13 protein-coding genes are annotated in these 13477 nt (G+C 65.9%); 7 read left to right on the top strand and 6 right to left on the bottom strand.

Annotated elements, in window-relative coordinates; genetic code table 11:
• Positions 1-13 precede the first annotated feature (13 nt).
• The 3 genes from GGR45_RS06540 to GGR45_RS06530 are packed head-to-tail and all read left to right on the top strand — an operon-like array spanning position 14 to position 1490.
• Positions 14-421 (top strand): PTS sugar transporter subunit IIA, encoded by a 408-nt coding sequence (locus GGR45_RS06540; protein WP_175312334.1) that lies wholly within the window; start codon positions 14-16, stop codon positions 419-421.
• On the top strand, positions 418-690 hold the full coding sequence (locus tag GGR45_RS06535) for an HPr family phosphocarrier protein (protein WP_175312138.1): 273 nt from the start codon (positions 418-420) through the stop codon (positions 688-690). The genes GGR45_RS06540 and GGR45_RS06535 overlap by 4 nt, the downstream gene beginning before the upstream one ends.
• Positions 690-1490, top strand: a complete 801-nt coding sequence (locus GGR45_RS06530) for a TrmH family RNA methyltransferase (protein WP_175312139.1) — start codon at positions 690-692, stop codon at positions 1488-1490. The genes GGR45_RS06535 and GGR45_RS06530 overlap by 1 nt, the downstream gene beginning before the upstream one ends.
• A 9-nt stretch (positions 1491-1499) precedes the next feature.
• Here GGR45_RS06530 and GGR45_RS06525 read toward each other — a convergent pair whose 3' ends face one another.
• Complete coding sequence (locus GGR45_RS06525) at positions 1500-1955, bottom strand: NfeD family protein (protein ID WP_175312140.1); 456 nt, start codon at positions 1953-1955, stop codon at positions 1500-1502.
• Positions 1952-2935 (bottom strand): SPFH domain-containing protein, encoded by a 984-nt coding sequence (locus tag GGR45_RS06520; RefSeq protein ID WP_175312141.1) that lies wholly within the window; start codon positions 2933-2935, stop codon positions 1952-1954. The genes GGR45_RS06525 and GGR45_RS06520 overlap by 4 nt, the downstream gene beginning before the upstream one ends.
• Before the next feature lie 125 nt (positions 2936-3060).
• On the opposite strand from GGR45_RS06520, the gene guaB reads away from it, so the two are divergent.
• From guaB to GGR45_RS06505, 3 genes are read left to right on the top strand one after another with little or no spacing between them, the layout of a single operon-like run.
• On the top strand, positions 3061-4518 hold the full coding sequence (guaB, locus tag GGR45_RS06515; protein ID WP_175312142.1) for an IMP dehydrogenase: 1458 nt from the start codon (positions 3061-3063) through the stop codon (positions 4516-4518).
• 18 nt (positions 4519-4536) lie between these two features.
• The gene (locus GGR45_RS06510) at positions 4537-5724 is read left to right on the top strand and encodes an RsmB/NOP family class I SAM-dependent RNA methyltransferase (protein ID WP_175312143.1); all 1188 of its coding nucleotides are present in this window, start codon (positions 4537-4539) and stop codon (positions 5722-5724) included.
• A 32-nt stretch (positions 5725-5756) separates the two neighbouring features.
• Positions 5757-6260, top strand: a complete 504-nt coding sequence (locus GGR45_RS06505) for a tetratricopeptide repeat protein (RefSeq protein WP_175312144.1) — start codon at positions 5757-5759, stop codon at positions 6258-6260.
• 47 nt (positions 6261-6307) lie between these two features.
• Here the strand turns inward: GGR45_RS06505 and rsmA are convergent, their stop codons facing one another.
• The 4 genes from rsmA to GGR45_RS06485 are packed head-to-tail and all read right to left on the bottom strand — an operon-like array spanning position 6308 to position 11814.
• Complete coding sequence (gene rsmA, locus GGR45_RS06500; RefSeq protein WP_175312145.1) at positions 6308-7132, bottom strand: 16S rRNA (adenine(1518)-N(6)/adenine(1519)-N(6))-dimethyltransferase RsmA; 825 nt, start codon at positions 7130-7132, stop codon at positions 6308-6310.
• A 1-nt stretch (position 7133) separates the two neighbouring features.
• Positions 7134-8129 carry a 4-hydroxythreonine-4-phosphate dehydrogenase PdxA gene (gene pdxA, locus GGR45_RS06495; RefSeq protein ID WP_175312146.1) on the bottom strand — a complete coding sequence of 332 codons (996 nt, stop codon included), beginning with the start codon at positions 8127-8129 and terminating at the stop codon, positions 7134-7136.
• Between the two features lies 1 nt (position 8130).
• Positions 8131-9513 (bottom strand): peptidylprolyl isomerase, encoded by a 1383-nt coding sequence (locus GGR45_RS06490; RefSeq protein WP_175312147.1) that lies wholly within the window; start codon positions 9511-9513, stop codon positions 8131-8133.
• A 57-nt stretch (positions 9514-9570) separates the two neighbouring features.
• Positions 9571-11814, bottom strand: a complete 2244-nt coding sequence (locus GGR45_RS06485) for an LPS-assembly protein LptD (protein WP_175312148.1) — start codon at positions 11812-11814, stop codon at positions 9571-9573.
• A 182-nt stretch (positions 11815-11996) separates the two neighbouring features.
• Here GGR45_RS06485 and GGR45_RS06480 point away from each other — a divergent pair, with 182 nt between their 5' ends.
• Positions 11997-13463 (top strand): leucyl aminopeptidase, encoded by a 1467-nt coding sequence (locus GGR45_RS06480; protein ID WP_175312149.1) that lies wholly within the window; start codon positions 11997-11999, stop codon positions 13461-13463.
• Positions 13464-13477 lie beyond the last annotated feature (14 nt).

Below are 13477 nucleotides of genomic sequence, written 5' to 3'. Positions count from 1 at the left end.
ATGCGTGTCTGACATGATTGGTCTGGTTCTGGTGACGCACGGGCGGCTCGCCGATGAGTTCGTGACCGCGATGATACATGTGGTCGGCCCGCAGGAGCGGATCGCGACCATCGCGATCGGGCCGGAAGACGATATGGAAGAGCGGCGCTCGGACATTGCGGCGGCGATCGCCACCGTTGATGCCGGGCGCGGCGTGATCGTTCTGACCGACCTGTTTGGCGGCACGCCGTCGAACCTGGCCATCTCGCTTATGGAGCGCGGACGGGTCGAGGTGATTGCGGGCATGAATCTACCGATGCTCATCCGCCTGGGTTCGGCGCGCAAGTCGATGCAGGTGGTCGATGCGGTCGCGGCCGCGCGCGAGGCGGGACGCAAATATATCTCGGTCGCGTCGGAAGTGCTGGGCGAGGCCGCCGCATGACGGAGCAGACGCGAGCCGTCCTCATCACCAACCGCCGCGGTCTTCATGCCCGCGCCAGCGCCAAGTTCGTAACGCTCGCCTCCACCCAGCCCTGTGAAGTGCGGGTGGCCAAGGACGGCAGCACGGTGACCGGTACCTCGATCATGGGGCTGATGATGCTGGGTGCCGCGATGGGCGACACCATCACGATCAGCGCGGCCGGCGACGGCGCTGACGAAACGGTCGAGGCGCTGGCTGCGCTGGTGGAAGCGAAGTTCGGCGAAGACTGATGCCCCGTGAGATTACCGCCTATTCCAACCCGCTGATAAAGTGGGCACGCGACCTGCGTGACAAGCGTCACCGCAAGCAATCCCGCCAGTTTCTGGCCGAGGGGCTGCGCATCCTGACCGAGGCGCGCGAGACGGGTCGGCTGCCGACCCTGCTATTCTACGCCAAGCCCTCCGCTGGCCATCCGCTGGTCCGCGATCTGATCAAGGCGGTCGAGGCATCGGAAGGCGAGGCGATCGAGACGACCCCCGACATCCTGTCGAAGCTGTCGGGCAAGGACAATCCGCAGGCGGTCGTCGGCGTATTCGAGGAATTGGGCGTCACGCTCGATGAGTTGGACCGCAATGCGTCCGGCATCTGGTTGGTCGCGGAGCGTCTGCGCGATCCGGGCAATCTGGGGACGATCCTGCGTACCGGCGACGCGGTCGGGGCAGGGGGGCTGATCCTGGTCGGCGAATGCGTCGATCCCTTTTCGGTCGAGGCGGTTCGCGCGAGCATGGGCGCGCTGTTCACCGTGCCGATCGTCAAGACCGAATGGCAGCCTTTCCTTGATTGGTTGCGGCAGGGTCCGGGCCAGTTGGTTGGCCTCAGCCTCGACACCGATTCGGATTATCGGGCCGCGCGCTATGCCGCGCCTACCTTCCTGCTCACCGGGAACGAGGCTCATGGGATGCCTGCCGAATATGCCGCTGCCTGCGACACGCTCGTCAAGATTCCGATGCTGGGCAAGGCGGACAGCCTGAACGCGGCGGTAGCGACGGCGGTCATGGCCTATGAGGTACTGGCGCAGCAGCGCGGCTGACCGGCGGGATCAGGCCTCGGGCTCGATCGGCTCGACCAGCAGCGTCCCGCCATCGACATGCGCGACACGCAGCCGCGTTCCGATGTCCGTATCAGGTCCGCGCACCGGCCATTCGCCGTCCCCCAGCCGCGCGCGACCCTCGCCATCGATGATCGGCGTGGTGACGGTGACGATCTGCCCACGCAGCCGCCGGGCGGGCTCATTCAAGACGGGCGCATCGCTCTCGACCGGAAAGTCGCGATACCATCGCCGCCCGATCATGACGCACACGACGCTCCAGACCGCGAAATCGGCAAGTTGCAATCCGACGGGCAAGTGCGGCAGCGCCCATGTGGTGAGCGCGGTCACGGCCGCTGCAATGGCCAGGAAGATCAGGAAAACCCCCGGCACCAGCAACTCGGCAATGCCCAGCACCAGCGCCCCCGCCAGCCAGAGCGCCGCGGGGTCGAGTTCGACGATCGTCACGACGGCGACTGGTCGAACGGCCCCGGCTTGCTAGTGACACGCGGGGTGGCGGGTTGGGCGGGCGTCCCGTTGTGCGGTGCCAGCGCTTCCTTGGCCAGTTCACCGATCCCACCCAGCGTGCCCATCAGCTGCGTCGCCTCGACCGGGAACAGGATCGTCTTGGCATTGGGGCTGGTGGCGAACTTGCCGATCGCCTCGACATATTTCTGGGCGACAAAGTAGTTGATCGCCTGCGTGCCGCCCGACTCGATCGCCTCGGACACGACGCGGGTCGCCTTGGCCTCCGCTTCGGCCGCCCGCTCGCGAGCTTCCGAGTCGCGGTACGCCGACTCGCGGCGGCCCTCGGCTTCCAGGATACGCGCCTGCTTCTGGCCCTCGGCGCGCAGGATTTCCGATGCGCGTGAGCCTTCCGCCTCCAGGATGTTGGCGCGCTTCTCGCGCTCGGCCTTCATCTGGCGGGCCATGGCGTTGACGATATCCACCGGTGGGCGGATGTCCTTGATCTCGACTCGGGTGATCTTCACGCCCCAGGGCGTCGTTGCGTGATCGACGACATTGAGCAGCCGCGCGTTGATCTCGTCGCGCTTGGACAGGGTTTCGTCCAGGTCCATCGACCCCATGACGGTACGCAAATTGGTCGTGACGAGGTTCAGTAGCGCGACATACAGGTCCGACACCTCATAGGCCGCCTTGGGCGCGTCCAGCACCTGGAAGAAGACGACCCCGTCGGTGGAGATCATCGCATTGTCCTTGGTGATGATCTCCTGTCCCGGGATGTCGATCACCTGTTCCATCATGTTCACCTTGCGGCCGACACGATAGAAAAAGGCGGGATAGAAATTGAAGCCGGGGACGGCCGTGCCGGTATAGCGGCCGAAATGCTCGATCGTGTACTGATAGCCCTGGCGGACGATCTTGATCGACATCATCAGGTACATCAACACCAGCAGGACGGTGAGCGCGGCGATAATCAGGCCCATGGACGGCTTCCCCCTAATCAGTCCGATGCTGTTCTAGCATGGCGATGCACCAAGGGCCTAGCCGGAACGGCTTGCTTTGGTTACATGGCCCGCCACTTGTTCCCTCCGCAGGATTTGGCAGCCCCATGGATATCCGCCTCGGCCTCACCTTCGACGACGTGCTCCTCGTGCCCCAGGAGTCCGACGTTCTGCCGAGCACCGCAGACACGCGGACGCAACTGACCCGCTCGATCGCGCTCAACATCCCGGTCCTGTCGGCGGCAATGGATACCGTGACCGAGGCCGACATGGCGATCGTGATGGCGCAGCTGGGCGGCATGGGTGTGCTCCACCGCAACCTCACCGTCGAGCAGCAGGTCGCCGCCGTGCGGCAGGTCAAGCGGTTCGAAAGCGGTATGGTCGTCAACCCGATCACCATCTCGCCGACCGCGACGCTGGCCGAAGCGCAGGCCTTGATGGCGCGCCACCGGATCAGCGGCATTCCCGTCGTCGAGTTCGACGGCCGCCTGGTCGGCATCCTGACCAACCGCGACGTGCGCTTTGCCGAAAACCCGCAGCAGCCGGTATCCGAGCTGATGACGCATGAGGATCTGGCGACCGTCAAGGTCGGCGTCGGCCAGGACGAGGCGCGCCGCCTGCTCCACGCCCGTCGCATCGAAAAGCTGCTCGTCGTCGACGACAGCTATCGCTGCGTTGGCCTCATCACCGTCAAGGACATCGAAAAGGCCGTCACCTATCCTTCCGCCACCAAGGACGCCGCCGGTCGCCTGCGCGTCGCCGCCGCCTCGACGGTGGTTGAGAAGGGCTTCGAGCGGACTCGTGCCCTGATCGAGGCGGAGGTCGACTGCGTCATCATCGATACCGCGCACGGTCATAACCGCGACGTGGCTCGCGCAGTCGAGGCGGCGAAGAAGCTGTCCGACACGGTTCAGGTGATCGCGGGCAATGTCGCCACCGCAGCAGCTACCCGCGCCCTGATCGACGCGGGTGCGGATGCCGTGAAGGTCGGCATCGGGCCGGGTTCGATCTGCACCACCCGCGTCGTTGCGGGCGTCGGCGTACCGCAGCTGACGGCCGTGATGGACTGCGCCGAGGAAGGCTGGAAATCGGGCGTGCCGGTGATCGCCGATGGCGGCCTGCGCACCTCGGGCGACCTTGCCAAGGCGCTGGCGGCGGGTGCCGGTGCCTGCATGGTCGGCTCGCTGCTGGCGGGTACCGAGGAAGCGCCGGGCGAGACTTTCCTGTATCAGGGCCGCGCGTATAAATCCTATCGCGGCATGGGCTCGGTCGGCGCGATGGGCCGTGGTTCGGCGGACCGCTACTTCCAGGGCGACATCAAGGACCAGATGAAGCTGGTGCCCGAGGGTATTGAGGGGCAGGTCGCCTATAAGGGGCCGGCGCGCGACGTCATCCACCAGTTGGTCGGCGGCATCAAGGCGGCGATGGGCTATACCGGCTCGGCGACGCTGAAGGATCTGCGCGAGCGGGCGCAGTTCGTCCAGATCACCGGCGCGGGCCTGAAGGAAAGCCACGTCCATGACGTGACGATCACGCGGGAAGCGCCCAATTACCCGACCCGCTAAACTGCCGGAGCGCTTCGCATGACCCCCGCCGCAAGAACCCAGGCGGCGATCGAGTTGCTGGACGAGATCGTCGCCGCTGCCGCTAGCGGCGGGGCGGCGGCGGACACGCTGATCGCTCGCTATTTCTCGACGCGCCGCTATGCCGGATCCAAGGATCGGCGGGCGGTGCGCGAGTTCGTCTATGCCGCCATCCGTCAAGCCGGGGCACTGCCCGTGAACGGGCGGGCGGCGATGCTGGCGGTCGCAGATCATGATCCGGCGATCGCGGCAACCTTCGACGGATCGGCCCATGGCCCTGCCCCCATTGCGGCCGACGAACCCCGCGCCGAGGGAGGCGTCGCCCCGGCCTGGCTCGTCGAGGCGCTGACCGCATCGGGCCTGGATGATCGGCAGCTTGCGGCACTGATAGACCGCGCGCCGCTCGATATCCGCATCAACAGTTTGATGACGACCAGGGCGGCGGTTCTGGAGCAATGGGCCGACGCCACGCCTACGCCGCATGCGCCGACGGGGATACGTCTTCCCAACGGAACGCCGGTCGAGCCGTCTGATCTTTATCGGGCGGGGCTGGTTGAGGTGCAGGACGAGGGCAGCCAGATGGTCGGGGCCGCCATGTCGGCTCAACCCGGCGAATGGCTGGTCGATCTGTGCGCTGGGGCGGGCGGCAAGACGCTTCAGCTCGCGGCGGCGATGGGCAATCAGGGCGCCTTGCTCGCCTGTGATATCGACCGAGCCCGGCTGCAAAGGCTGGCCCCTCGCGCCGAGCGGGCCGGGGCGACAATCATCGAGAGCCGGTTGCTCAATCCGGGGCGCGAAGCCGAAATGCTGGCGGACTGGGCGGGCAAGGCCGATGGTGTCCTGATCGATGCACCCTGTTCAGGTACGGGAACGTGGCGGCGCAATCCCGAGGCTCGCTGGCGCTTGACGCCGGAGCGACTGGCGCGGCTTGAAGCGGCTCAGATGCAGGTGCTGGAGATCGGCGCGGGACTGGTCAAAGCTGGCGGGCGGCTGGTCTATATCGTCTGCTCCCTTCTCGATGCCGAGGGAAGCGACCAAGTTGCGAGATTCCTCGCCAGCCATCCCGGCTGGTCGCCCGAGCCTGTCGAACCGGGAATCGGTACGCCTCGTGGGTTTGGCCAAAGGCTCGATCCGGCCACCCATGGCACCGACGGCTTTTTTGTCGCCTGCCTCCGGGCTCCATGCTAGCATCCGGCCCAGTGCCACCTCCGGAGTTCCTCATGCGTTTGTCGTCCCTGGCTGCTGCCGCCGCGTTGGCGGTGGTTTCGCTCTCCACCTCGCTCAGCGGCCAGCGCCCGGATAATCAGATCGACGCCCGTTCCATGCAGTTGCTAGAACAGGCGCGTGGCCTGAAGGCGGCGGGCAATCTCGATGGCGCGACGGACATGCTGGAAACGGCTGTGGCGGTCGATCCGCGCAACCGGTCAGCGTTCGTCCTGCTTGCCGAAGTCGCGGACGCCCGCGGCTTGCCGGGCAAGGCGATCCGACTGTATCGCGAGGCGCTGCTTCTCGACCCGAACGATACCCGCGCATTGCGCGGTCAGGGTGAGGCGCTGGTCCAGCGCGGCGCGGTCGCGCGCGCGAAGGACAATCTCGTGAAGATTAAGACGCTCTGCAAAAGCGAATGCGCCGATGCGAGCGCTCTGGCCGCACAGATCGCCAAGGGTCCGCCTGCGACGGTTACGACGGCGCAAGTCGACAGCAAGACGCCGCCTACGCCGTAAGGCCTTGTCTTTATTCCCCCCTTTGCAGCGGGAGGAATGCGTCTGCCTCAACCGAGCGCGCGGGCCAGGGCCACGAACTCCGCGACCGATAGCGTCTCGGCCCTGCGGGCGGGATCGAGGCCGATCGACTCCATCGCCTCGACCGCGCCGACGACGGGTTTCAAGCTCTGGCGCAGCATCTTGCGCCGCTGACCGAAGGCGGCAGCCGTCAGACGCTCCAGCGTGCGGAAGCTGACCTCCTCGGGTGCAGGCTTGGGCACGATATGCACCACTGCCGACATCACCTTGGGCGGCGGGGTGAACGCCGATCGGTGGACCGGCATCGCGATCCGCGTCTCGCTGCGCCACTGGGTCAGAACGGCGAGGCGACCATAGGATGACTGATCGGGCGCGGCGACGATCCGCTCCGCCACTTCCTTCTGAAACATCAGCGTGCAGGATCGCCACCAGGGCGGCCACGCCCCAGACAGCCAGCCGACGAGCAGAGGCGTGCCGACATTATAGGGCAGGTTGGAAACGATGTGCGGCTGCCCCTCGAACAGCTCCGGCGCACTGATCCGCAGGGCATCGCCCTCGATGACCTTAAGCCGGCCGGGAAAGGCTTCGGCCAGTTCAGCCAGCGCGGGGATGCAACGGCGATCGCGTTCGATGGCAGTGACCCGCCCGCCGGCCATGAGCAGGGCACGGGTCAGGCCACCGGGGCCGGGGCCGATTTCCAGCACCTCTTGATCGGTCAGGTCGCCCGGAATGGCGGCAATCCGGGCCAGCAACTGGCTATCGAACAGGAAATTCTGGCCGAGCGACTTGGCCGCGGACAGGCCGTGGCGCGCAATGACCTCCCGCAATGGCGGGAGCGGCGTGGTGGGATTCATGTCAGGCTGCCGCTTCGGCGCGGCGTCGGGCAGCGTCGCCCGCCATCGCGATGGCGGCGATCATCGCGCCAGGATGCGCGCTGTCCTGCCCCGCCAGACCAAAGGCCGTGCCGTGATCGGGCGAGGTCCGCACGATCGGCAACCCGAGCGTGATGTTGACGCCCTCATCGAAATGGAGCGTCTTGATCGGCACCAGCGCCTGATCGTGATAGCAGCAGAGCGCGGCGTCATACCGAGCGCGGGCGCGTGGATGGAACAGCGTGTCGGCGGCGAACGGGCCGCTCGCGTCGATGCCTTCCGCACGAAGCTGGGCAATGGCGGGCTCGATGAAGTCGATCTCTTCTCGCCCGATCGCGCCGCTTTCCCCCGCATGGGGATTCAATCCGGCAAAGACCAATCTGGGCTCGCGGATGCCGAAATTCTTACACAGTCCGCGAGCGGTCGCACGTCCCTTGGCGACGATCAGTTCGACCGACAAAAGGCCCGAAACCGCCGCCAGCGGGACGTGGGTGGTGATCGGTACGACCCGCAACGAGGGGCCGGCCAGCATCATCACCGCATTCTCGCCAGCGACGCCACAGCGTTCGGCCACGAACTCCGTCTGGCCCGGATGGGTGAAGCCGATGTCATAGAGCTGCGCCTTGCTGACCGGCCCGGTCACCAGCGCGCTCGCGGCGTCCGAACGCACGAGCCCTACCGCCAGCTCCAACGAGTGGAGCGCGCACCGTGCACCCTCGACATCGGGCTGGCCGGGGCGGATTTCGCCTGCGTCGTCGACCGTCAGGATGGGCAGCGCTTCGTCAAAGGTGGCCACGGCATCCGCCATATCCGACACGCGTGCGATCGGGCCGTTCCAGACCCGCTCGATGGCGCGTGCGTCGCCGACCGCCAGAAAGGGTGGTAACCCCGTCTGACGGCGCGCTGCCCAGGCCTTGGCAATGATCTCCGGCCCGATCCCGGCCGGGTCCCCCATCGAGATCGCGAGCGGCCGGATCATCTCAACGATATTCGATTACCGCGTCGCGACGAAGGTCGCGCATCTTCTGGTTGGCGCGCAGATTGACCCGCTGCTGCTCGACCTGATTCTGGATCTGATCGTTGGTCGGCAGGTTGCCCGAGCGCGGCTCCTCGCGGTCGCACAGCACCAGCGAGCGCACGCCCTGCTCCGGCGAACCGAAGGGCGGGGTGGCCTGGCCGATCTGCAACTTCAACAGGATTTCCTGAAGCGGCGCGGGCAGCTGGCGAATGGTCACCTGGTCGTTGTCGACGACTTCGGCCTTCAAGGCGGTCGCGACACGTTGCACGTCGCCACACCCGCGGATGGCCTGGGTAGCCTTGGCAAAATCCGCCGCACGGGCGCTGGCTTGCGCCTGGGTAGTGCCCGCCGGGAATTTGACCGTCAGCTGCTTCAACGACAGGCGCGAATCGCGCGGATCGGCCGTCAGCACCTGGCGCTTGTCGGTCAGGTACAGGATCGAGAAGCCGCCCGGAATCTGAATCGGCCCGGCGACCTGGCCGACCTGCATCTGCTGTACCGCAGCCTGGAGTTCGGGCGGCAGCTGCGCCGCGCGAACCCATCCCAGATCGCCATTCACCGCGCGGGTGGATGCCTCCGAGAAGCTGCGTGCGAAATACTCGAAGGGCTGTTGTCCCTTCTGGATTTCGGCGATGATCTGGCGGGCGTTGTTGAACACCTGCTGTCCGGTCGCCTCGTTGGCGGAGAGGAAAATCTCCTTGAGATTATATTCCTCGGTGCCCTTGGCGGCTTCCAGACGGGCGCGGATCGCGGTGACTTCCTCGTCGCCAACATTGACGAAGGGCTCCACGCGCTTGCGCAGATAGCGGCTCCAAGCGAGCTCGCCTTCGATCTGACGACGCATCGATTTTTCCGACGAACCGACCTGCCGCAGGAAGGTATTCATCTCCGCGGGCGTCTTGCCGAACTGTTTGGAGAAACGGGCATAGGCCTGGTTGATCTCGTCCGCAGTGACGGTGACCTCGGCGGTCTTGGCCTCCTGGATCTGCAACGTCTCGTCGATGAGCTGACGCAGGATCTGCATGCGCAGGCGGTCGCGATCCTCGGCCGACAGGTTGGTCACGTTGTTCAACGCCATGGCCAGTGCCATGCGCTGGTCGATATCGGTCTGGGTCAGCACGGTGTCGTTGACGATCGCCGTGGGCTTGCGGACATTCGGGTCCAGCTTGCCGAACAATTGCAGATTCGACGGGATGTTGAGGCCGCCGGTGTCCGGCACGGCCTGATCCGGAACGGTCTGCGCCAGCGCGCCCGTTGCCAGCGCGATCAGCATCAGCGTTGCGCCCGCGCGAATGCCGCGGCCCTTGGTACGAATGTCGTGCTTCACCGTGTCTGTGATCCTCATCGCGCCTGATGGGGCGCGTAACCGTCGCAATATGGGTCGACCATGCTGAATACCGGCTTAGCGACCGAGATTGGTGAACGCCAGAGTCAACAGGAAGCTGTTGCCGGCCCGCGCGTCACCCGTGTTCACATAGTCGCGCCGCCAGGTGAAGCCGAGCCGCAGGCAGTCGTCCTCATATTGCACGCCCAGCCGGTGTCGAATGGGATCAAAGCCGTTCGACAATGACAAGGCGTCCTCGGCCCGGTCGGTCAGGTCGATCACCGTCGAGCCGAAGGCGGACCAGAAGCGCGCGAATTGGACCCGGCCCGCCAGGCGAAGCTCCTCGCGATCCTGCAAATCCTCGATCGATGTGAAGATGTTACGGTCAAGCCGGAGATAGCCCGCCTGAACATAGGTGGTTCGCGAACCGATGGTCGCATCGATCTCGTTCCGGCGCACCGCGAAGCTGTCTTTGTCCAGCCGGAAGCGATGGGTCAGCGAGACGAAGTCGCGGAAGCGCAGCTCCGTCCGCCCGACGATATCCGACCAGCGGTCCGACAAGCCGGTACCCGGATAAAGGATCGTCGGCCGATCGTTCAGCCTGAAGCTCTGTCCGACGATCGTGTCGAACGTGAAGCCCGGCAGGGTCAGCGCCCATTGGGCACCATAGGTGATGCGGGTCGAATCCTCGAATCGGTCGTAACCGGGGAAACGGTTCAGCGCGAAAAGGTTGGAATCCTCCAGATCAACCGCGCGAGCATCCTCGTTGGGGATCTCGATATTGCGGATCTGGGGGCTCGCGACGATCTGGACACGCGGGGTGAACCGCTGGCTGCCGCCCCACAATTCGCCGACGAACGGCCATTTGACGTCGACCGCCAGCGCCCCGATGCCGCGCCCCTGGAACCCGGCCAGCCCCTGATAGACCAACGGCGTCGTGGCGATGTTGTTGGCGTTATAGGCATCGGCGCGGCCATAGGCGGTGAAGGTCACCTCCTGGCCCCAGTTGGTCAGGCGACGCAGGTCCCAGCGCAGGCTGGCGAAGGCGCGCTGGGTATCCTGTCCGGCCGTGCGGCTGATCGCCAGCGTATTGAGCTGCATCTCGAACTTGCCGCCGAGCAGGCCGTCGTCGAAGCGGCGGCGATAGTCGAGCTCGGGCAGGGCGATCGGCTGCTGACCCTGCGGATCGTTGACGCGCAGGGTTTCGACATACCAGCCGGTGAGGGCGAAATAGCTGTTGGCGTCGATATGCTCCAGGCTGGCGGTGGTGCGAAGCCGGTCGTCGCGCGAAATATCGTAGCGGCGCAGGAACGTGCGGTCGGTGGTGATCCGCATCGAGCCCGACAGGCTCCATTCCGGCGAGAACTGATAGCGGCCGACGGCGTCCAGATAGCCGCGAAACGCCTGCGACGTGTCGGTCGGGTTCAGCGTGTTCAGATCGTCGCTGCGGCGGCTGGCGGTGGCATAGCCGGTGATGCGGAATGCGCCGAGGGTGTTCAGCTCCTCATATTGCGCCTGCATCATCGGCAGCACGGCGGTAAAGACGTGCGGCGTGACGGTCAGGCCCTTATTGGGGGCCAGACGCCAATAATAGGGGACGGCGACCTCGACCCCGTTCACCCGGTCGAGCCGGATATCGGGGGTCAGGAAACCGCTGTCGCCGCCCGGGCCGACCGGCGCGGACAGGCGAGGCAGGGGAATGGTGGGCAGGCCGAACAGGTTGAGCTTGGCCCCGTTGAAATAGACGCGCTCACGGTCCGGGCGATAGGTGACGCGGACGGCAGTGATCTTCCAGGACGGCTCCTTGGGGCAGCCTTCGGACGTTTCGACCGCGCAAGGCGTGTAGGCGGCGCGTTCGAGATTGACCGTGCCGTCCTGCTGGCGGGTTCCGCGCTCGGCGGCCAGACGGCCACCCTGCTCCAGCACGACCAGCATGTTGTCGACGACGCCGTCCTTCAACGAATCGGTCAGCTCGATCTGGTCGCCATAGGCGATATCGCCCTGCGGGTTGGTGACCGCGATATTGCCCGTGGCCAGGACCTTGCCCGTCTTCCGGTTCCAGGTGACCTTGTCCGCACGCAGCCGCTCTCCCTCGCGGATCATGCGGACCTCGCCGGTCGCGGTCACGATATCGGCGTCAATGTCATATTCCAGCTGCTCGGCGCTGAAACGAACCTGATCGGGGTCGGTCGGGGCTGCCCCTTCGCTGGGCGGCGGGGTGACGGGGCGGTCCTGCAGGTCTTGCGCGGCAAGGGCCGGGCTGGCCATCACGGTCGCGATCCCAAGCGCGAAGGGCAGGGCGCTGCCAGTCAGAAGCGTCATTCTGCGCACGATGATATCTGGTCCGTCCTTGCCGTCACGATCACGAAGCCTCCCCCCGGCAGGGCGACGCCTTGAAAGGCCTGCCTATCGCATCACCGGCGGCTCGCTGCAATCGCGTGCTTGCCACGACGGTCCAAGAGCCTAGATGATAGCAACTGTTACGAGTTTAGCCGAGGATACCCATGCAGATCGTCTTTACCTCCGCCGCCGATGCGAACGATGTGCTCGTCGTCCCGATTCCCAAGGACGGCGCAGTTACCGGAGTTGTCGGCGGCGACGGCATGGTGGCGGTCGCCAAGGCTGCGGCCGACGCGGCCCGCTTCAAGGGTGAAGCGGGATCGCTGGTCGAGGCGTTCGTGCCCTTCGATGATGAAGTGCGGCGGGTCATTCTCCTGGGCGTAGGTGAGGGCACGGATGCCGACTGGCGCAAGGCGGGCGGCGCGCTGACCGCCAAGCTGCTGACCAGTGCGACCTCGGCCGCGGTCATTCTGACCGGGATGGGCAACAAGCCTTCCGCCGAGGCGGTCGCGGGCTTCGCAGGCGCGGCCGTCCAGCGCGGCTGGCGCCATGACGTTTATCGGACGAAATTGCCCGAAACGTCCAAGCCGACGCTGACCAAGCTCGCGATCGTCGATGCCGGGGCGGATGCGGAAGCCGCCTATGCGCGCGTTCATGCCGTCAATGGCGGGCTGGAACTGACCCGCACGCTCGTGTCCGAGCCGCCGAACAAGCTCTATCCGGAAACTTTCGTCGAGCGCGTCCTGAAGGACGTCGAGGGCCTGGGCCTTGAAGTCACCGTGCTGGACGAAGCGCAGATGCGCGACCTGGGCATGGGCGCGTTGCTTGGTGTCAGCCAGGGTTCGGTGCGCGAAGCGCGGTTGCTGGTCCTGAAGTGGAACGGTGGTGCTCCGGATGCGGAGACGCTGGCGCTGGTCGGCAAGGGCGTGACCTTCGACACCGGCGGCATCTCGATCAAGCCCGCCGCCGGCATGGAAGACATGAAGTGGGACATGGGCGGCGCCGGCGCGGTCGCGGGCGCGATGAAGGCGATCGCGGCGCGCAAGGCCAAGGCCAACGTCGTCGGCGTCATGGGCCTGGTCGAAAACATGCCGGACGGCAATGCGCAACGCCCGGGTGATGTCGTTACATCCATGTCGGGTCAGACGATCGAGGTCATCAACACCGACGCCGAAGGCCGCCTGGTCCTGTGCGATGCGCTGACCTGGGTCCAGAAGACGCATTCGCCCTCGACCATCGTCGATCTCGCGACGTTGACGGGTGCGATGATCATAAGCCTGGGCCATGAGCATGGCGGTTTGTTCGCCAATGACGACGGGCTGGCCGAATCGCTGTTGGCGGCAGGCACGGAGACGGGCGAGAAGCTGTGGCGCTTCCCGCTGTCCGAGGCGTATGACAAGCTGATCGAGAGCCAGATCGCCGATATGAAGAATGTCGGCCCGCGTGGCGGCGGTTCGATCACGGCGGCGCAGTTCCTGAAGCGCTACATCAACGAGGGCGTCGCTTGGGCGCATCTCGACATTGCGGGCATGGTCTGGTCGGACAAGCCGGGCGTCAACCATGGCAAGGGCGCGACCGGCTATGGTGTGCGCCTGCTCGACCGGTTCGTCGCGGATCGGTTCGAGGCGTAAGCAAAACGAGGCGG

Origin of the sequence: Sphingomonas zeae, assembly GCF_014197135.1 — a bacterium.
In the GTDB taxonomy this organism is placed as follows: Bacteria; Pseudomonadota; Alphaproteobacteria; order Sphingomonadales; family Sphingomonadaceae; genus Sphingomonas; species Sphingomonas zeae.
This window is presented reverse-complemented; position numbering and strand designations above follow the sequence as displayed.